General features: G+C 58.7%; 17 protein-coding genes. 7 read left to right on the top strand and 10 right to left on the bottom strand.

Going from position 1 to position 18,043, the window contains the following annotated elements:
• Positions 1-143 precede the first annotated feature (143 nt).
• Entirely contained in the window at positions 144-953 is an 810-nt protein-coding gene (locus EH240_RS12660; protein WP_124998658.1) for a hypothetical protein, read from the bottom strand.
• Positions 919-1,596: a M12 family metallopeptidase gene (locus EH240_RS12655; protein ID WP_124998656.1), complete on the bottom strand. Its 678-nt coding sequence runs from the start codon at positions 1,594-1,596 to the stop codon at positions 919-921. Before EH240_RS12655 ends, EH240_RS12660 begins: the two co-directional genes overlap by 35 nt.
• Positions 1,597-2,163: 567 nt before the next feature.
• Here EH240_RS12655 and EH240_RS12650 point away from each other — a divergent pair.
• The 7 genes from EH240_RS12650 (at position 2,164) to EH240_RS12620 (ending at position 12,858) form a co-directional block, all read left to right on the top strand.
• Positions 2,164-2,520, top strand: coding sequence for a hypothetical protein (locus tag EH240_RS12650; RefSeq protein WP_124998655.1), 357 nt, complete (start codon positions 2,164-2,166; stop codon positions 2,518-2,520).
• 770 nt (positions 2,521-3,290) lie between these two features.
• On the top strand, positions 3,291-5,978 hold the full coding sequence (locus EH240_RS12645) for a type I restriction-modification system subunit M (protein ID WP_124998653.1): 2,688 nt from the start codon (positions 3,291-3,293) through the stop codon (positions 5,976-5,978).
• The gene (locus EH240_RS12640) at positions 5,971-7,233 is read left to right on the top strand and encodes a restriction endonuclease subunit S (RefSeq protein WP_124998651.1); all 1,263 of its coding nucleotides are present in this window, start codon (positions 5,971-5,973) and stop codon (positions 7,231-7,233) included. The genes EH240_RS12645 and EH240_RS12640 overlap by 8 nt, the downstream gene beginning before the upstream one ends.
• A complete protein-coding gene (locus EH240_RS12635; protein ID WP_124998649.1) occupies positions 7,230-10,613 on the top strand; it encodes a type I restriction endonuclease subunit R in 3,384 nt (1,127 codons plus the stop codon). The genes EH240_RS12640 and EH240_RS12635 overlap by 4 nt, the downstream gene beginning before the upstream one ends.
• Positions 10,610-11,323, top strand: a complete 714-nt coding sequence (locus EH240_RS12630; RefSeq protein ID WP_124998647.1) for a M48 family metallopeptidase — start codon at positions 10,610-10,612, stop codon at positions 11,321-11,323. The genes EH240_RS12635 and EH240_RS12630 overlap by 4 nt, the downstream gene beginning before the upstream one ends.
• Positions 11,324-11,350: 27 nt before the next feature.
• The gene (locus tag EH240_RS12625) at positions 11,351-11,836 is read left to right on the top strand and encodes a nuclease-related domain-containing protein (RefSeq protein WP_167484001.1); all 486 of its coding nucleotides are present in this window, start codon (positions 11,351-11,353) and stop codon (positions 11,834-11,836) included.
• A 146-nt stretch (positions 11,837-11,982) separates the two neighbouring features.
• Positions 11,983-12,858, top strand: a complete 876-nt coding sequence (locus EH240_RS12620) for an MBL fold metallo-hydrolase (RefSeq protein WP_124998643.1) — start codon at positions 11,983-11,985, stop codon at positions 12,856-12,858.
• Between the two features lie 205 nt (positions 12,859-13,063).
• Here EH240_RS12620 and EH240_RS38460 read toward each other — a convergent pair whose 3' ends face one another.
• From EH240_RS38460 to EH240_RS12580, 8 genes are all read right to left on the bottom strand, one after another.
• Positions 13,064-13,561 (bottom strand): hypothetical protein, encoded by a 498-nt coding sequence (locus EH240_RS38460; protein ID WP_206075255.1) that lies wholly within the window; start codon positions 13,559-13,561, stop codon positions 13,064-13,066.
• 399 nt (positions 13,562-13,960) lie between these two features.
• Positions 13,961-14,128: a YegP family protein gene (locus EH240_RS12610; protein WP_124998641.1), complete on the bottom strand. Its 168-nt coding sequence runs from the start codon at positions 14,126-14,128 to the stop codon at positions 13,961-13,963.
• Positions 14,129-14,370: 242 nt separating this feature from the next.
• On the bottom strand, positions 14,371-14,766 hold the full coding sequence (locus tag EH240_RS40025; RefSeq protein WP_124998637.1) for a helix-turn-helix domain-containing protein: 396 nt from the start codon (positions 14,764-14,766) through the stop codon (positions 14,371-14,373).
• Positions 14,744-15,136 (bottom strand): type II toxin-antitoxin system RelE/ParE family toxin, encoded by a 393-nt coding sequence (locus tag EH240_RS12595; protein ID WP_124998635.1) that lies wholly within the window; start codon positions 15,134-15,136, stop codon positions 14,744-14,746. The genes EH240_RS40025 and EH240_RS12595 overlap by 23 nt, the downstream gene beginning before the upstream one ends.
• 287 nt (positions 15,137-15,423) lie before the next feature.
• Positions 15,424-15,546 (bottom strand): hypothetical protein, encoded by a 123-nt coding sequence (locus EH240_RS39635; RefSeq protein WP_281035113.1) that lies wholly within the window; start codon positions 15,544-15,546, stop codon positions 15,424-15,426.
• Positions 15,547-15,622: 76 nt separating this feature from the next.
• Positions 15,623-16,186 (bottom strand): hypothetical protein, encoded by a 564-nt coding sequence (locus tag EH240_RS12590; protein WP_124998633.1) that lies wholly within the window; start codon positions 16,184-16,186, stop codon positions 15,623-15,625.
• A 220-nt stretch (positions 16,187-16,406) separates the two neighbouring features.
• Positions 16,407-16,862, bottom strand: a complete 456-nt coding sequence (locus EH240_RS12585; RefSeq protein WP_124998631.1) for a YybH family protein — start codon at positions 16,860-16,862, stop codon at positions 16,407-16,409.
• Between the two features lie 323 nt (positions 16,863-17,185).
• A complete protein-coding gene (locus EH240_RS12580; protein ID WP_124998629.1) occupies positions 17,186-17,827 on the bottom strand; it encodes a hypothetical protein in 642 nt (213 codons plus the stop codon).
• Positions 17,828-18,043 lie beyond the last annotated feature (216 nt).

The following is an 18,043-nucleotide window of genomic DNA, read 5'->3' as shown; positions in this document are numbered from 1 at the left end:
TCGCTTAAACCTGGCCAGTCCGGTAATCCGCTTGGCCGTCCGTCTGGTACAGCACCAACCTCTCTGCCCGCATTCGAAACATCCTTGAAGGGGTGACGCCGCCCACCCGCAGCGATCAAGGAAACGATCGTTGGCGCGGAAACTCATTCAAGCGCTCTCAGATGGTGCCGCGTGGCGATCTTGTTAAACGTCGCCAAGTCAAGTTTATAGCCAGGATCGACGCTCGTCTTCCAACGTGCGTAGCTATAGATACCGGCCCTCATTTGGGCGAGTCGGGTCTCGAAGCGACGATCCAGATAGTTTTCCAGCACAAATGTCGTGAGACCATGGGCCACGTCGTCTCCAACCAATCCATCTGCGGCGAGCTCATGTCCGATGTCGAGGAAATAGACGGCGCGGCCTTGTCGCCAATTTACGTTGCCGCTGGCTTTTTGGTAGTCAGAATAAGCAGGCTTGCCGTAGTCGGTGCATAAGGTTTTCTCGCTTACGTACGAGCATCCACACATTGACCACAGCTCGTGGAGATCGCCGAGGCCGCAGCTGAAAGGATCGGTATCGGTCCAGCTGTCGATATACTCGCGTTTAATGTCTGAACACATCTCATGCTCTTTGCCGGCGGAGATAAATCCGCATGTCTTATAATATTGCGTGACCTTCTTCTTCCAGCTTTTCGGCGGGAGGCTTTTAGCGGCGCAGCTTCCGTTGGCGCAGATTCCAGCCCACTGTGCCTCCGTGTAAGCGACATTGCCGCAAGCCGCGTTCCGGTCTCGGGCGAAAAGGGAAAGAAAATCCGAGGAGTAGGCGCGTGACACGGCCTCTCGGTCGAGCGCGGTAATGGAATCACCGCCTACGCCATCGCGGGAACAGCTCAGTGCTTGGATCGTCTGCTCGCTATCGGCCCCCCCATAAGCGCAATCCTCATACTTCGAGAACTCGCAATTGTGATAGTGCATGATCGAGTCGAAGTCGTAGTCGCTGGGCTCCGCTCACGGCATAGGGAGACTTCGAGAACTGGCTTTCCTCGCCCGGCAGAATGTTGTCTTCGAGGATCAGTACGTAGTTGTCGCGATCGGGCCGCTGATGTTCGTGCATGAGTCCAATGGCGTGGCCGATCTCATGCTGGATGACCGTGTTATAGCCGTTCCAGTGCTCCTTGTAGATCCATAGGTCCTGTCCGCCCTTCTGCATTCCAAGTGCTGAGCAGCTGATCCAAGGTCCGCCGCATCGTTCTCCATTATGTGTACGCACCCTCACAAAGTTCTTCTGTGTCGTACGCGCCACACAGGTAAGCGGCGTGCCTGCTGTCCAAGCGTTGCAAGCTCCGACAAAAATCTGTTGCTGACGAGGCGTCAGAGAAGCATCGAACTGATAGACTATCTTCCCTTCCGTCCATCGTTGGAAGGTAACAGCACCCAATTCTGAGACTTCGGCCTCGTTGATAATTATGTCGCCGAATAAGAACTCCCCGTTTTCGTCGAACGTGACCTGTCGTGTGCCGACCAGGTCGGCGATGTTCATATTCTCGTCTACAGCTACCCCGGCATTCGTTTTGGAAACCGATAGAAATAAGAGTACAAAAATAGCGATCGAGCGCATGAACTCCCCCCAGTTCACAAAGGAAAAAGTAGCAAGCGCAGGATGCTCTATCGATTAACTACTGTCAATCGTCTGGAAAGATTCAGAAATCCGGATATTGAATCGCGAAGTATTCTTTAGACGGCAATCACTCTCTTTGGACAGCCGGTAATGTCGCCTTATATGATGATCATCCTCGATTGCGCTGATTGCCTATGACGGATTTTGGCGCAGCGTGCTCTCGTTGCGGCAGATGAGCAGAACGGCAACTTCTACCCATCTCGGCCGTCGGTGGCAGCCAGCGGTACAGTTTTGACCCTAAAACGCCAGCGTGTGAGATCGCAGCCGCCGGGACGCAGCTCGCCGGGATTTGTCGGCAGGTCGGGGCGGGCGGTGAATGTCGGGCCTCACCCGGCGACTTTTAGTTTTCACGGGGGCTCAACCGCTTACCTAGGGGGCGCGAGGGGCAGCTGTGGGACCGGACACGTTTTGTCAGCAGACAATGTGATCGCGTTGCAGAACACCTCCGCGAACAGTTGCTCCAGTGTTATGGTGTGCCGCACTCATCAGACGGCAAAGATATGAGGCATGCCCGGAGTCACCCGTCGCACACTTCTTGCGTTCACCGCCGTTGCGTCTGTCGTTGAACCGACGTTTGCTGAAGGTGAATATACTTCACGCGAATTGCAGGTGCTAATCGCCACCCATGAGACTGCATATGCCGTGCTCCATACGATTGTACATCGAGCGGGCAGCAGCTTGCACGACCGCAGGAGGGCAGACCGGATTGAAGAGGAAGCATTGCTGGCCGTCTGCTCTTATCCTGCGATCAGCCGAGGCGACCGCCGGGCCAAGGCCGAGTACCTGTTGGCCGCTGACGCGCGGGGCGAACTCGATTTGGAAGTGCACATGCAGGCCATCCTGCACTCGATGATGCGGGGCTGATTGACCGTGCGGTGAAGACAGCGGCCCTTGATCAGCCGGGCGTTAGATGGCTTTCGGCGCCAGCCTGGTTCACCCAAAGTGACAGGCCAGTCGAACAGATCGAGGAAGGGTTCAGATGGCATTGCAGCTTTGGATCAATGATACCGGGCACTATTTCGTCGATACCGCGTTGGGCGGTATCCAAGTTGGGCAGGCCTGGCCTACGCCAGCGGGGGATTGGGAGGTTGAGGTCAACGACGAGACATTCACCGCTCAGAGCCTAGAAGCGGCTAAACGGCTTTTCGTCGAGTTGTATGATCCCAGGCAAGTGAGTCTCCTGGCTCGGAGGAATGGGACGGCTCGGACGAGGAATTCGAGATCATCGACCTCTAGCCCGGTGGACCAAGCACCCCTCGGCCCCATGGGTTTGGCGGGGGCGTGGGGGTGATGTGGGGCCCCTATTCGGCGCTCGCCTACGGCGTTCGTTTATTTGCCGGCAACGGTCTATCTCAGCGATCCAACACCGCTTCGAGAGTTTCGTTGACCTGATCGTCGCATTTCGGCCTGATGCTGGCCAGCCTGTCTTTGCCGTGTGCGGTAGCCGCGATTTAGCCTAGCCTGCTTTTGATCCGGAGCGATCTTCCCCGGAAATCGCGAATGTGGGCGTTCCGTAAACAGCAAACTGGGTGGCGCCTGCGGGTTTTTATCATTCATATAGGGCTGAGTTGCATTGGAAACGGTCCCGCCCGAGAGTGCCGCCTTGATTCCGTGAGTCGTGTGAGGGGCGCCCAGTGTCCAAACTTACATTAGAGAAACTTGAGCGCCATCTGTTCGCGGCAGCCGATATCCTCCGCGGCAAAATGGACGCTTCGGAGTTCAAGGAGTACATTTTCGGTATCTTATTCCTGAAGCGCTGCTCGGATATATTCGAGCAGCAGCGTGACAAGATTCTGAAAGAGCAGCGCGCGCAGGGCCGGACCGATCAAGAAGCGCTCCAGCGGGCCGACCATCCCTCATCGTACGAAAAGACGTTCTTTGTCCCGCACGTTGCCCGATGGGGGCGGCTGCTAAACGACGTGCATTCCAACGTTGCCAACGAGCTGAACAAGGCCTTGGCCGGGTTGGAGAACTCGAACCATCAGGCGCTGTCTGGTGTTCTGGGCCACATCAATTTCGCCCGTAAAGTCGGCGAGTCGGAAATCCCGGACGAAAAGCTGCGGCGGCTCATCAGCCACTTCAACAAGTACCGCCTTTTGGATGAGGACTTCGAGTTTCCCGACCTCCTGGGCGCTGCCTACGAGTACCTAATCAGCGAGTTCGCGGATTCGGCCGGTAAGAAGGCCGGCGAGTTCTATACCCCGAGAGGTGTCGTGCAGCTGATGGTGCGGATCCTCGACCCGCAGGGCGGCACTTCGCTTTACGACCCAACTTGCGGCAGTGGTGGCATGCTGAACCAAGGGAATGAGCATGCCCTGCAGCACGGCGGGCCGCGCCTTCGTCTCTACGGTCAGGAAGACAATGGCGCCGTTTGGGCGATCTGCCGGATGAACCTGCTGCTGCATGGCATCCCCGACGCCGACATCCGGAACGGCGACACGCTGCTCGAACCGAAGCACATCGAGGACGGGCGTCTGATGCGCTTCGACCGAGTGATCGCCAATCCGCCGTTCAGCCAGAACTACACCAAGCGCGGCATTCAGTTCGGCGACCGCTTCCGCTTCGGCTGGTGCCCGACGACGGGCAAGAAGGCCGATCTCATGTTCGCCCAGCATATGCTGGCAAGCCTCAAGCAGAACGGAAAGATGGCGGTGGTGATGCCGCACGGCGTCCTGTTCCGCGGTGGAGAAGAGAAGAAGATTAGGCTCGCGCTGCTCAAAGAGGACTGCATCGAGGCGGTCATCGGACTGCCTCAGAACCTCTTTTATGGAACGGGCATCCCGGCTTGCGTGCTCGTGATGCGCCATCCAGGCGGCAAGCGGGACGAACGCAAGGGCAAGGTGCTCTTCATCAATGCGGACCGTGAGTATCGCGAAGGTCGCGCGCAGAACTTCATCGACCCCGAGCACATCGAGAAGATCGTCAGCGCCTATGACGCGTTCGCCGACGTGCCCGGCTTCGCGGCCGTGGTCGACAACAAGGCGATCATCGAGGACGAGGCCGGCAACCTGAACATCCGTCGCTATGCCGACAGCAGCCCGCCGCCCGAGCCCCACGATGTGCGCGCCCACCTTCACGGTGGCGTGCCCAAGCGCGAGATCGAGACTATCGGTTTGCAGGCGCTGGCGCAGGGCTTCGACGTGGACAAGCCTTTCGCCGGGCGCGATGCCGACTACGACGAGTTCGCTGAGGTCATTGCGAAGCGGGCCGATATCCGCACGCTCGTCGAAGACGATCCGGGTGTCGCGACCCGGCGGGACGAGATGGTCGCTGCTTTCGATGCCTGGTGGTCGTCGGCGCGATCCGGTCTGGCGGACTTGCCAGAGAGCAAGCGCCTCATGCCGCTGCGGCGCGATCTGCTCGACAGCTTCGAGCCCGCGATGTTGCCGGTCCGTTGCCTCGACCGTTATGCGCTCATGGGCTCCATAGCGGGCTGGTGGGACGAAATCCGCTACGAGCTGCGCGTCATCATCGAGAACGGTTTCGCCGAACTGGTCGACGGCTGGGTGGAGACGCTGCGCTCGGCGCTCGAGGACGAAGACGCTGACGACGACGAGGACAGCGACGCCAAGAAGACCGTGAAGGTGACGCTGGAGGAGCTGCTCGCCCATCCCTTCGTGCGCCATTGCATGGCGGACTACGTCACCGAACTGTCCGGCGCGCAAGCCGAGGGGGAGCGGATTAAGGCAGAGAAGGAAGCCTGGGAGTCCGGCGACGGCGTCGAGGGCGCCGAGGACTGGCTGGATGGGGCAGAAGAAGGCGTCACCCTTCCCAAGGTGCTGGAGAAGCGCCGCAAAGAATTGCGTGCCGAGATGGGCGAGGATGACAAGCGCCGGAAGGAGCTGGTCAAGACCACGGGCACCGGCAAGCCGTCCAAGGGCTCCATCGACTGGATGCGCGCACAGGGCACCGACGTGCGGGCGTTCGTGGCCGAGTTGGTCGATCTTGAACGCCGCCTCGCGCCGCTAGTTGAAGAGGCTGAAGCCATCGACGCCATGCTCGTCCCCTATGAGGCGATCAAGGAAGAGCTGAAGGCGGCGCGCGCCAAGCTGCGGCGCCTGAAGGCTGCTTTCGTCGAGCGGCTGACCGCGGCTCGTGCCGAACTCGATGACGACGCCTGCCGCGAACTGGTGCTCGACATCGACCTCGAGCGCCTGCTCCACCGGTTGGAGCGCGCCCGTGCGCGCCGTGTGGGCGCGCTGGTGGCCACCCTGGAGCGGCTCTGGGACAAGTACCGCGTCAGCCTAAAGGCTACGGAGGGACGTAGGTCCGACGCGACAATACTGCTTGGTGGCTACCTGAAGGAGCTCGGGTATGCCTGAAACTATGGTTCCGATTGGTTGGTCCCTAAAGCCCCTCGGCGCGCTTTGCAATTTGACAAATGGTTTCGCATTCAAGCCGTCGGACTGGAATTCCGATGGTGTCCCCATAATCCGCATTCAGAATCTGAACGGAGGCCAAGACTTCAATTTCTTCAAAGGAACATTCGTTCCAGAGAAATATCTCGTTGGAAGCGGAAGCCTGTTGTTCTCCTGGTCAGGAAATCGAGGAACATCATTTGGGCCATATATTTGGGAGGGCCCTGATGGATACGTCAATCAGCATATTTTCAAAGTCGAACCTGTTATCTCAACAAATGTTAGTTGGCTCTACTACGCTTTGGATCGCGTCCGCATCATGGCGGAGCGTGATGCTCACGGCGGGTCTGGGTTGGTCCACGTAAAACGCAGTGATTTTGTCAAATACCTGGTGGCATGCCCTCCGCCGAACCAGCAAGAACTGATCGCGGACATCCTCGATGCCATCGACGATGCGATCGTCGAAACCGACGCGGCAACCGAGAAACTGCGCACCATTCACGTCGGCATCATCGACGAGCTGCTCACGCGTGGTCTGGCGGCCGACGGTTCTCCGCGAGACCTATCCAAACTTACTGCGACGGCAGTCGGACCCCGTCCGGTGCCATGGGGGGTCGCGAACCTGAGCCGCTTCGTCGTGGGGGCTGAATACGGGACCAACCTCTCATTGGGCGACAGCAGCGCAGGCATTCCCGTGCTGCGGATGAACAACATTCAGGACGGGGAGTTCGATCTCGCCGATCTGAAGTATGCGCCGGCCCATGCCGTCGAGCGCTTCCGGGTACAGCGCAACGACGTCCTGTTCAACCGCACGAACAGCTGGGAGCATGTGGGCAAGGCCGCCATCTGGCGACGGGACGAACCCGGTCCGGCCTTCGCATCCTACCTTGTGCGGCTCCACTGTGGCGATGACCTGCTGCCTGAGTTCCTTCACCTCTGGCTGAACTGGGCGCCGGTCCAGCGCGCCATCCGGCAATTCGCCACGCCAGGCGTCCAACAGGTCAATATCAATCCAACGAACCTGCGGCGTGCCCTGATCGCCGTGCCAGACACTCTGGACGAACAGCGCGCCATCATCGAACGCGTGAATGGTGTTGCCGCGGCCATTGAGGACCACCGTCGCCAGCGCGCCAAGCTGGCGTCGCTCCGCGAAGGGTTGCGTGATGATCTTCTGACCGGCCGCCAGCCGGTCGTGGCCATTCGGGAGGCTGCCGAATGAGCCAGCTGGACCGCCTGGACGAGCTGAACGTCGTCGAGCGCCCTCTGCTGCGCCAGTTGGGTGCCATGGGTTGGGCCCATGTCGAGGGCGCCGACGAGGACCCGAGCAGCGGCCGCAAGGACTATCACCTGCTCGGCCGAACCGATTTTCAGCAGTCGCTGCTGCGCCACCGGCTCGAGGCCGCGCTGCGCCGCCTAAACCGCAACGACGACGGGTCCGAATGGCTGGATGACCGCCGCATCAACCAGGCGATTTCGCAGATCGAAAGGGCGACCGCGAGGGATTTCATCGCGATCAACGAGGAAATGCACGACAAGATCGTGCGCGGCGTGAACGTGTCGGGGCCCGATGGCGAGCATGAGCGTCGCGTGCGCTTCATCGGCTTCGAGCCGGGCGACGAGAACGAGTTTGTCGCCATCAACCAGTTCCGCGTAGACCCGCCTGGCGCCATTGGCGATCGCGGGTTCATCGTGCCGGACGTCGTGCTGTTCGTGAACGGCTTGCCGCTGGTAGTGATCGAGGCCAAGAGTCCCGCCGTAACCGACCCAATCGCCACCGCAATCGACCAGATGCGCCGCTACGCCAATCGCCGCGTTCCCGAGAAGAACGAAGGCGCGGAGCGGCTGTTCTGGACGAACCAGCTTCTCGTCGCCACCGATTACTACGATGCCCGTGTCGGATCGGTCACCGCCCCGCCCGACGATTTCCTTCCGTGGCGCTCGGTCAAGCCGGTCGGCATCGAGCACACGCGTGCCGCTAGCGATGAGGTCTGCCGCGAGATAGGCAAGGCGCCCGGCACCGAACTGGTCCAGCAGGAAATCCTCGCCGCGGGTCTCCTGCGGCCTGCTTACCTCCTCGACGCGATGCGCTCTTTCACCGTGTACATGACGACGGACGATGGGGCGCGGATCAAGGTCGTACCGCGCTATCAGCAATTCCGTTCGGTCCACATCGCCCTGAACCGGCTGCGCGAAGGCAGGACACGCCGTCAGGATGGTATGACGGATCGCCGGGGCGGCATCATCTGGCACACCCAGGGCTCGGGGAAGAGCCTGACCATGGTGTTCCTGGTCAAGAAGCTGCGCACGATCCCCGAGCTCCGGCGGTTCAAGGTGGTCGTGGTCACAGATCGAACCGACCTCGAGGACCAGTTGTCGAAAACCGCGAAGCTGGCCGGTCAGGTCATGCGGGTCGCACGGAACGCGGATGGCGCGAAAACCCATCTGGGGCGCCAGGAGCCTGACCTCGTGTTCGTGATGATCCAAAAGCTGCAGGAACGGAACGGCGGCGGTGACGAGCAGGAGATCGTGTTCGCAGCCGAGAACGATGATCTTCCTGCGAGCAAGACCGATGAACTTCTCCCTGCGAAGAGCGACCTGCTGCGTTCGGGCAAGCTGGTCGCAAAGATCAGTGAGCGACTGGCCTTTCCCGTCCTGAACGAGAGTGAGGACGTTCTGATCCTAATCGACGAGGCGCACCGGTCGCACACCAGCGGGCTTCATCAGAACCTTCTGGACGCTCTGCCGAACGCTGCGCGGATCGGATTTACCGGAACGCCTATCGAGGAGAAGAGCAAGAAGAAGACCAGAGATATCTTCGGCACTTACATCGACCGCTACCTCCTTCGTGATGCGGAGGCGGACGGCGCCATCGTGAAGATCCTTTACGAAGGGCGTGAGCTTAAGGCCGATGTCACTGACAGGGGCACGCTGGACGGGCTGTTCAATGCCACGTTTGCTGGGAAGTCCCCCGAAGAACGGGAGGCGATCAAAGACCGCTATGCGACGCATGCTCGGGTTCTCACCGCCGCCGACCCGCTGAAGGCCAAGGCCATCGATGTGCTTCGGCACTACATCATCAACATCCTGCCGAACGACTTGAAGGCGCAACTCGTCGCCTCCAGCAGGGAATTGGCCGTCCAGTATGTCGACGCGTTGAATGACGCCCGCGACGAGATCGTTGCCGCCATAGATGGCGCTGCGGACATCTTGAAGGACATCACCCCTGAAGACGCTCAGGACGCCAGTGGCGACGTGGCGTTCCTGGCCTCCGCGCTGCCATACCTCGACACGATCAGGGCCCTCGAGTTCGTGGCCGTCATCTCTGTGGACCACAACGACCTACCTCACCTGAAGGCCTGGGGCGGCGTTGCGGAGACGAAGCAGCGGATCGAGCGGTTCAAGAAGCCGCTTTCTCGGGATGCTCTCGCGATGCTGGTGGTGAAGAGCAAGCTGCTCACCGGCTTCGACGCCAAGGTAGAACAGGCGATGTATATCGACCGCGCCATCTCTGGCGCCGAGCTGCTCCAGGCCATTGCCCGCACCAACCGCACGGCTGGCGAGGCCAAGCGCTTCGGCATCGTTGTGGACTACTACGGCGTCGGAAAGAACCTGGCGGACGCGCTCGCGCTCTATGACGCCGAGGATCAGAGCGACCTGACCGGTGGCATCGGCAAGCCCGAAGAACTGCTGCCTGAGCTCCGCCAAGCTCGTGATGCAGTGGTCAAGCACTTTGCCGATGTCGGCATAACCCTTAGTTCGGATCTACAAGCCTATGTCGATACGTGCGTTGGGAAGCTCAAGGACCAGAAGTTTCGGGCCCAGTTTCTGGTTCTGGTGAAGAGCCTCATCGGCCTGTTCGATACTCTCATGCCCCGCCCCGAGGCGAGACCGTTCACCAAAGACGTGAAGATTTACGCGTTCATCGCAAAGGCTGCGGCAAACCTCTATCGGGACGGTACTCTGGATGTTCGCGGGGTGGCTCACAAAGTTCAAGCCATGCTCGATGCCTTCATCCAGGCGCATGGCATCGATCCCAAAATTCCCCCAATCGAAATCCTCGATCCAAACTTCGCCGCGGAGGTCTCGCGCAAGAACAGCGATCGCGCGAAGGCAGCCGAAATGGAGAACGCTCTTCGTCACCACATTTCGATTTCGTTCGAGAAGGACCCAGCCAGGTTCAAGAGCTTGAGCGAGAGGCTTGAAGGTATACTGACCAGTCATCAGCAAGACTGGAACGAGATCGCAAAGCAGCTTCAGAAAGTCATTGATGAAGCCTTGGCGGCGTCATCCGCGTCGGCAGTGTATCACGGGCTCGACCCGTACACAGAGGGGCCGATCTTCGGGATCCTCCGAATGCGATACGGGAGCGGTGACAGGGACACCGATCTTGCGGAATTGGCTTCGGAAATCGTTCGGCACCTGCGGCAGGAGGCTGCTATAGCAGGCTTCTGGGACAATTCAGTCGGACAAGAGGAAGCGAGGCGGTGGGTTTTCCGCCAACTCGACAGCAGCAACCTGTTCCCATTCGCCGAGCTGGATGCAATTGCGGCTGATTGCATGGGGGTCGCGCGGGCAAGCCGCGCGGCGTTCGCCTCATGAGCGAGACCATCCGTGTCGACGACCTCACCTTTCATGTGATGCGCAGCGAGCGCCGGAAGACCGTTGGCTTAACAGTGGAGCGCGATGCTTCGCTTGTGGCTCATCTCCCCAAAGATGCCGATATTGGCCAGGTCGGCGAATTGATCAGGACCAGATTGGTTTGGGTTCACCAGAAGCTTGCAAGCCACAAAGACATTGGTCGTGAGACGGTGTTCCGTCGGCCGGAATTCATTGATGGCGAGGGGTTCCATTTTCTCGGCAAGCATTATCGGCTGAAGCTCATAGATGTCGATCCCGCTGGGCCGCCCACCCCGACGGTTCGCTTCCACGGAGATCGGCTTTTATTCCGCCGGGAGCAGGTGACAGCCGGCGATAAGCGGATAGCTCAGCACTATACGCGAGCAGCGCACGCTTACTTGAATGACACTGTCAACAGGTGGAAGACGATCGTAGGGGTAGACCCTGCAAGATACGTTCAGGTCATGGACCTAGGTTTCAGGTGGGCCTCGTGTGGTTCCGAAGGAACGCTGAATTTTCATTGGCGGATTATGCAGCTACCGCCGCAAGTGATTGACTATGTTGCCGTGCATGAATTGAGCCACCTAAAAGTCCGGGACCATTCACCGGTGTTTTGGGCAGAGGTCGCCAGGGTCTTGCCGACTTATACGCAGCATCGCAAATGGCTACACGAGCGAGGCGGCGAGTTGTAGCTGGCATATGCCTCACGACCTGTTTCAGTGACCGTGGCGATCTGCATTCCACCGCTAGACGATGAATTGACGGAATCCTCTGGCGAGAGGCAGCTCTACAAGGCGTTCCGATCGGGCCTCGGCGACGACTATCTCGTTGTTCATTCGGTCAAGTGGATCGCGAAACCCCACGGAATAGGGCCACGAGACGGAGAGGTCGATTTCCTCATTTGTCGTCCGCATTATGGCCTTCTGATTATCGAGGTGAAGGGCGGCGGTGTGGTCCTTGACTATACAACGGGCCGCTTCGTGTCCATCGACAGGCAGGGTGAAGAGCACGCGATCAAGACTCCCTTCGAACAGGGAATGAAGGGGAAATTTGCGATCCTCGAGAAGTTGAAGGAGAGCCCGCTGTGGCGTGGGAAGGTTCTCGTTGGGGCACGCAGGGCATTCTTCCCGGATGATCTAGACCGTGTTGACGGGCTCGTCGGCCCAGATGCGCCTCGTGAGATCATCGATGGCGACGGGACCTAGTGGTTAAGACCTAACGCTTGGAACCCGATCGCAAGCGCGGCCACATCGCGAGCGCGTTCTTCTCCTATCGGAAGAAATGCCTGACGCCATCTGGCCGCAAATGTTATCTCTAGCGATCCGTCCTCGATCGAAGAAGGATCGCATCAATGGATGATTGGAGAATCGGGAATATCTGGGTAACTAGAATTCTGGAGATGTGCGACCCTCTGCAGACGCCGTCGGAATGGTTCCCCGACTGCACCGACGAAGCACTCGAACCGCATCTTCATTGGCTCACGCCCCGATTGATATCGCCGGCAACCGGCCAGCTCATTCTTCCCATCCAGAGTTTTCTGGTCCGTACCGGACACCACACCATTCTGGTCGACAGTTGCGTCGGCAACGACAAGACGTTCGCATACTTCCCGCATTGGCATCGCCGCAATGACGGCACTTTTTTGGAGCGCCTGGCGAATGCAGGTGTTGCTCCCGAGCAGATCGACTATGTGCTGTGCACCCATCTTCATGTCGACCATTGCGGCTGGAACACACGATTGGTGGACGGGCGTTGGATACCGACATTCCCGAACGCCCGCTACATCATGGCGCGGCGCGAGTTCGAGGCCGCACAGGCGGCCTCCGGCGATGCCGATGACCGGACCTATGAGGACAATGTGCTACCAATCGTCGAGGCTGGTCGGGCTGTGCTTGTCGATATGGATTATGAACTCGATGGCGAAGTGTGGCTGGAGCCGACGCCGGGCCACACCCCGGGGCACGTAGCCATCGGCCTGAGATCTCGAGGCGTAGGGGCAGTGTTTTCAGGCGATCTCATGCATTGGCCGATGCAATGCATATACCCCGACTGGAGCTTTCGGTACGACACGGACCCTGACCAGGCACGTCGGACGCGGTGGGCATTCCTTGAGGCTTGCTCGGACAATGGGCGCATCGTCATGACATCGCATTTTCCCTTGCCGTCGGTGGGAACTATCTCGCGACGCCAGTCATCATTCTGGTTCAAGGATCATCAGCCGCCATAATCGCCGAGGACGCGATCGCTGCCGTGAGCCGTGGGCACCAAGCGTTAGATTCCATCCACTAGTCTTAATATCTCAGTGGGTCACGCGGGCCTTTGCCTATTGGGCTCATGCTGACGGCCAGGGTCCATCTTCGGTGCTGGGAGCGCGAGGCGTTGAAACGGTTCGGCGAATATTCGCATGTGTATCGACGACCCGCCCGTTGCTGTCAGCACGGCTTGTCCAAGAGGAGCAGAGCCACATCGAACTGACAGAACGACAATCCCGCGATATTGGATCTGCCGTCGCGGCATCGGCGCGTGATGATCGCAGGCGGCGCGGGTACTGGGCAAACGCTTATCGCCCGTGAAAAGGCGATGCGATGCGCCGACGTGGGCCTGATCTGATGGCCGACGCGCGGCGTGAATATCCAGGGGGGACGGAGTTCGACCATCATCAGCCGATCGCACTGGCGCTCGCAATCGACGCCTTCGGGCCGCGATATGACGCGATCGTAGCGACGGGTTTTGGATGCCGATCCGGTATTATGGCGCAAACGCCACGGGATTTGAATCCAGCCTGAGCCTATCTTTCCGGCATGGATCACAAACCAGCACTCTATGCGCTCATCCGGCTTCATGCCGAGATCGGCGGAAAGCTTCAGGCCAACAAGGCGCAGGCCGAAAAGCTCATTGAAGACATGAAGCATGTCGAGGCGGTGCTTCACATGTTGGAACCTGGCTTCAACGCTCGGGCGATCTCAATCAAGCGCCGCAACAACCCTAATCCGCTGTTCAAGCATGGCCATGTGATCCGGGGTGCGCTGGGCGTTCTCAGGACGGCTACAGCGCCCTATGAGCGCGGAAGAGACGCGCTGGCCTTGTTCCGCTCCAAGGCATTGAAGCGCCTGCATGGGACGACCTGCACCGCCTGTGTAAGCTCATCTCTGTTGAACAATAGACGTGACCCTGCATGACGGGCGTCCGCGCCGGTGGGCGCTGGCGAAGGCTGTTTCACATGGTGCGACGAACGTGGTAATTGATTCCTAACTGCATCGCCCTAGAATGAAAAAAGGCCCCGCGCGAACGAGGCCAAGGTTAATTCACCGTTAACCAATCGGGGTCAGTTACTCACGAATGGGTGCTGGCCCCGATCCTTTGACCAGATTGATTGCGGCGATGCAGTCAATCCGGTTGTAATAGCCTTCGCCAGAGTTGGCGATTTTGCGGTTATTCGCCGCGTAGAGAGTCCAACGGTACTGACCGTTGGCGTCTCGATAGAGGTGAAAATACATGTCTGATACGTCCTTTCCTAGTTCGGACAGAGGTTACAACCGGTACCTTTTCGAATACCGGCACGGCGATGCGGAATGGGGAATTGAGATCAAGGCGAGGTCCCCGCAAGAAGCAAAAGAGCGCATCAAATCTCTCGCTTGGGCTCGCTATAAAGGCGAGATCCAAACTTCAATCTACATTCCGACCAGCGGGCTCTTACAGAGAATTGCCCGCCGATTTCTAGGACGCTAAACCCAAAAGCTTAACCGCATGCTGCCGCGTTAGCATGAACCTTCACTCTACCCTCATCGGGCCGGGCGGGTTGCCCTTTGGCTAGCGGCAATACCTTCCTACGGTCCTTTGTCTGTGAAAGGTGGACATCCACGTTAATGCCTAGCGCAAGCAAATATCGAATGAGACGCTCGATAGAGAATGTCTCTAGGCGACCCCTTACGATATTTGAAATTTTTGCCTGATCCGTCCCAAGGATCACTGCAACGTCCTTCTGAGTATAGCTCCGTGCCGCAATCACCTTTGTAATTGCCCGAGCTATATCTACCTTGAAAGCCTCTTCGGCAGTCAGTTCAATCCCAAGATCGCGGAAAACGTTACCAGAGCTTTCGACGATCTTGTCGCTATCGCTCCTTTTTGTCGGCATCTCTCTTCCTCACGGTTTTACTAAAGTTCTGTTCATAGTGCTCTTGAGCCGACTTGAGCCGGCTGCGCACCAACGCCATATCTTTCAGCGGCGTCGCTGATCCCTTCACCGCCTTCTTTTTGAAGGCGTGCAAGACGTAGACTGCATGGGCAAATCGAACCGTGTAAACAGCCCGATATGTGTCGCCGTCATGGTCTACAATGACTTCCGGCACGGACGCGTTCCCGAAGCCTGTCAGGGGAACTGCATTCAGAGCCTTGCCGCCTGTTTCGGCCAAATAGAGGGCAAAGCCAATTTCGCTTCTTACTTCTTTCGGAAAATCCTGGAGGTCATCCAGACTAGAGCCAATAAAAATCACTTTTCTCTTCATTAATCCTCTCCGCTATGTCAGTGCGTAGGTTCATCGCTCATACCTCCAGGTTCCCTTCAGATGGCAACAGGCCATCTGCTCGTCAGCCATGACAATATGCTAGTTCTGGCATAGAAAGTCAAGGGGTGAAGCGCCCCACAAAACGCGAACTGCCCGTCTTGAGGGGGCACCCGCAGTCTTCATCCGCTGGTTTGGGGCCGGGTCGCGGTAGCCGCAGTCGCCAAGGCTTCCCCGAACACTGCTGCGGCATGCTCCGGTTCGGCCTTGACCATCGCCGCGACAAGCCACTATGCCGCCTTACGGCGCTGCCAGTAGCCGGTGAAATCGACTGAGGGTTTCCGCTTCAAGGTGTTGCCGGCAACGCGCTGGACCTGTTCGCCATTGGTGTTGCGGCGGTTGGCCGTCTGCATACGCTCATTACAAGAGACTGGTACGACGCGCCGTTACGCGGCTATAACGTTGGATGTAGCTCTTTGCTCAGTCTCCTCATACAACCGCGCTGCCCGCTGGATGACCCAGGCGAGGGCTCGCTGCCGGCGTCCTGGCGTCAGAGTTCTGAACGCCATGATCGCCTGGCTCGCCTTCACCATTTCTGCCCGCATCGTGCTGGCGCTGGCTTGGTGACCGTTCTAGATCTTTCCAAATAAAGCCTTGGCTGCCGCCAGGCTTGTATTCGAAAAACGGGTGCGTCAGCGACGAACTGCGTGCTGCCCACGCTTTGATATCCCACCCTGCCTCGATCCAGTCCGAGGCCGCAAATACAAACTCCAGTGACTTCGTGAAAAACCCCGCCGAGTCCTGGAAGTTGGCGGCATAGTCGACCTTGCCTAGCGTGCCGTGGACGTAGTGATTTCGGCAGTTCACGGCCTCATCCAAGACCCAGGTCAGCTCCGGGAATTTGTCGTCCAACGCTTCTATGATTGGTGCGGCACGCCGGCGACCTTGGCAAAGCAGGCCGAGGTTCATCGCGCCCATCTGGCGCTGATGTCGCCGTCCAACACGTTCACCGTAAGCGAGCCGGCTGAAACTCGCGCAGTGCCGCGCGGCCATCTTTCCATTGATCAGAAGCTGGCGATCGGCCGATGGCTGCTCGGCAACAAGGCGTCATTGCCGCACGGCCATTTCGGGCCATGGCTCGATAAGCAGGAAGGCCTTTCCCGCGGTATGGCCAGTCAGTGCATGGCGCTGGCCACAGGCAGGCACCAGGACGCGCGGGACACTTCGCGGCCGGCAAGATCGCGCGCCGGCGGTTCTCTATGTGGGGCTGTCCCTACTTAGTAGGATTCGGGTTCCAGATATCCCGATGCAGTCGCCATTCGCCGTCGGCGCCCTTCTTCCATACGACAATGTATTTGCCGATCTCCTCGCTGGTCTTGCCGTTACTGCCGGGAATCTTAATAGAGTAGGTGCCTTCCTCATACGCGAGATTCCCACTCTCCTCGACCTGCGCCGCTCTCAGTGTCAGATCGGTCAATCCTGCATCGATCCAGCCCTGCCACATCTTCTGAACGTTTTCTCGACCGGCGATTCGGTCTTGGTTGGGCGGAAACGCTACTGCGTCTTCGGTATAATGTTGAGCCAGGCCTGTCGAATCCTTGCTGGCAAACTTCGCAACAAAGTCCGCATTGTTCGCCTCTATACTTGATTGGGCTGTTTGGGCACCGGCAGGTTCACCAGCGGCGATAACGAGTGCGATGAAACAAAAAGAAGCTAAAAAGTAACGCATCGAAGTCCTCCCTTTAGTTGTTCTCACTGTGGCAGCCGTCGAGGGCGGGGGAGCTCTGCGCAGGCCGCTGAGCCTGCCAGCGGCGCCTGGCGTGAAAAAGGCGCGCGCCGACCGGTCGAAATATGCGCTTGCGCTAATATGAAATCAAGGCGAGGGACAGCGGTGCGCAACGGCGTCACTAAGGCCGCCAAATTCCGCGATGCAGAGCAAGCCCGACGAGCCGCCGGCCCGGGAGGACCAGCAAAATCTCAATTGCAAGCCGAAGCCGCGTGGCAAGGACCAGATGCCGCTCACCGCTGGTTTTGCCCTCATAAAGCGGTGCGTTATGGCGCAGTAGGCAAATACCCAGCGTCCCGGCAGCCGCGCAGCTCAATAGTCAGCTGGTCTCCAGTACCACCTTTGTCCCGTTCGGCTTGTTTCGTGTCACATTCGGCCTGATACTTCGCTCTATCTGTCGGCACATTGAGTTCAGTATCTTTCGGGTTGATGGGATAGATGCCCATCATCAGAAGAGGGAAGGAAACGTTCCGCAAGCGGTCTTGCTCAATTTCCAAGGCGCTTTTGAGGACCGGCTGACAATCAGTCACCGGCTGCATGAATGCGCGAGCCTCGGTTGATTGAGCTCCAAATTGGAGGATCGCTGCCTTTGCCTTTTCGACTATCTCGTTGCATTCCAGTACCCGAGGGGCACTTTCGAATTTCAGCTTAAGGTCGCCGCGCATATCGGCCTCAAATTGGCAGGTCTGGTCAATTGTCTTGGGCTTCGTGTTAAGAACTGATTGCTCGTAGGTGAGCCTCACAGTATCCCCAGAGATATCAGTCGCTACTCGTTTTATGCCGGCCTGGGCCAAGTCGGCACCCTGTGCCCAAGCAAACTCGCAAACTGCTACTGCGGGATCGTCGTAAGCCTCGGCTTCAGTAACGGCGCCGATCAGAGCAAGCGCGCAAAGTCCAACAATCTTCATTCCCCCCTCCAATGTACGTGCGCTGTCTTCCCCCGGGAGGGGTTTCAATCGCCTGGTCGCAACGAGTTAGATGTGCATCTGTGCCATTTCATCTGGTACCCGGCTTGGCCCCGTTTGCCGTAGCACCAATCGGCTGCATTAAGCCGGTCTGCTACTGCGTTGCGATCATCGCATGCCTGCATGGTCGCTGGGCTGTCTCCTGGTCCTCCGCGGCAC

This window comes from Mesorhizobium tamadayense (assembly GCF_003863365.1).
GTDB lineage: Bacteria > Pseudomonadota > Alphaproteobacteria > Rhizobiales > Rhizobiaceae > Mesorhizobium > Mesorhizobium tamadayense.
This window is presented reverse-complemented; position numbering and strand designations above follow the sequence as displayed.

Coding starts and splice junctions, on each gene's coding strand:
- EH240_RS12590 (WP_124998633.1), bottom strand. CDS start 16,186: ATGGCCGCGCGGCACTGCGCGAGTTTCAGCCGGCTCGCTTACGGTGAA.
- EH240_RS12620 (WP_124998643.1), top strand. CDS start 11,983: ATGGATGATTGGAGAATCGGGAATATCTGGGTAACTAGAATTCTGGAG.
- EH240_RS40025 (WP_124998637.1), bottom strand. CDS start 14,766: ATGCCGACAAAAAGGAGCGATAGCGACAAGATCGTCGAAAGCTCTGGT.
- EH240_RS12595 (WP_124998635.1), bottom strand. CDS start 15,136: ATGAAGAGAAAAGTGATTTTTATTGGCTCTAGTCTGGATGACCTCCAG.
- EH240_RS12585 (WP_124998631.1), bottom strand. CDS start 16,862: ATGCGTTACTTTTTAGCTTCTTTTTGTTTCATCGCACTCGTTATCGCC.
- EH240_RS12610 (WP_124998641.1), bottom strand. CDS start 14,128: ATGTATTTTCACCTCTATCGAGACGCCAACGGTCAGTACCGTTGGACT.
- EH240_RS12630 (WP_124998647.1), top strand. CDS start 10,610: ATGAGCGAGACCATCCGTGTCGACGACCTCACCTTTCATGTGATGCGC.
- EH240_RS12660 (WP_124998658.1), bottom strand. CDS start 953: ATGCACTATCACAATTGCGAGTTCTCGAAGTATGAGGATTGCGCTTAT.
- EH240_RS12640 (WP_124998651.1), top strand. CDS start 5,971: ATGCCTGAAACTATGGTTCCGATTGGTTGGTCCCTAAAGCCCCTCGGC.
- EH240_RS12580 (WP_124998629.1), bottom strand. CDS start 17,827: ATGAAGATTGTTGGACTTTGCGCGCTTGCTCTGATCGGCGCCGTTACT.
- EH240_RS12655 (WP_124998656.1), bottom strand. CDS start 1,596: ATGCGCTCGATCGCTATTTTTGTACTCTTATTTCTATCGGTTTCCAAA.
- EH240_RS39635 (WP_281035113.1), bottom strand. CDS start 15,546: ATGCAGACGGCCAACCGCCGCAACACCAATGGCGAACAGGTCCAGCGC.
- EH240_RS12650 (WP_124998655.1), top strand. CDS start 2,164: ATGCCCGGAGTCACCCGTCGCACACTTCTTGCGTTCACCGCCGTTGCG.
- EH240_RS12635 (WP_124998649.1), top strand. CDS start 7,230: ATGAGCCAGCTGGACCGCCTGGACGAGCTGAACGTCGTCGAGCGCCCT.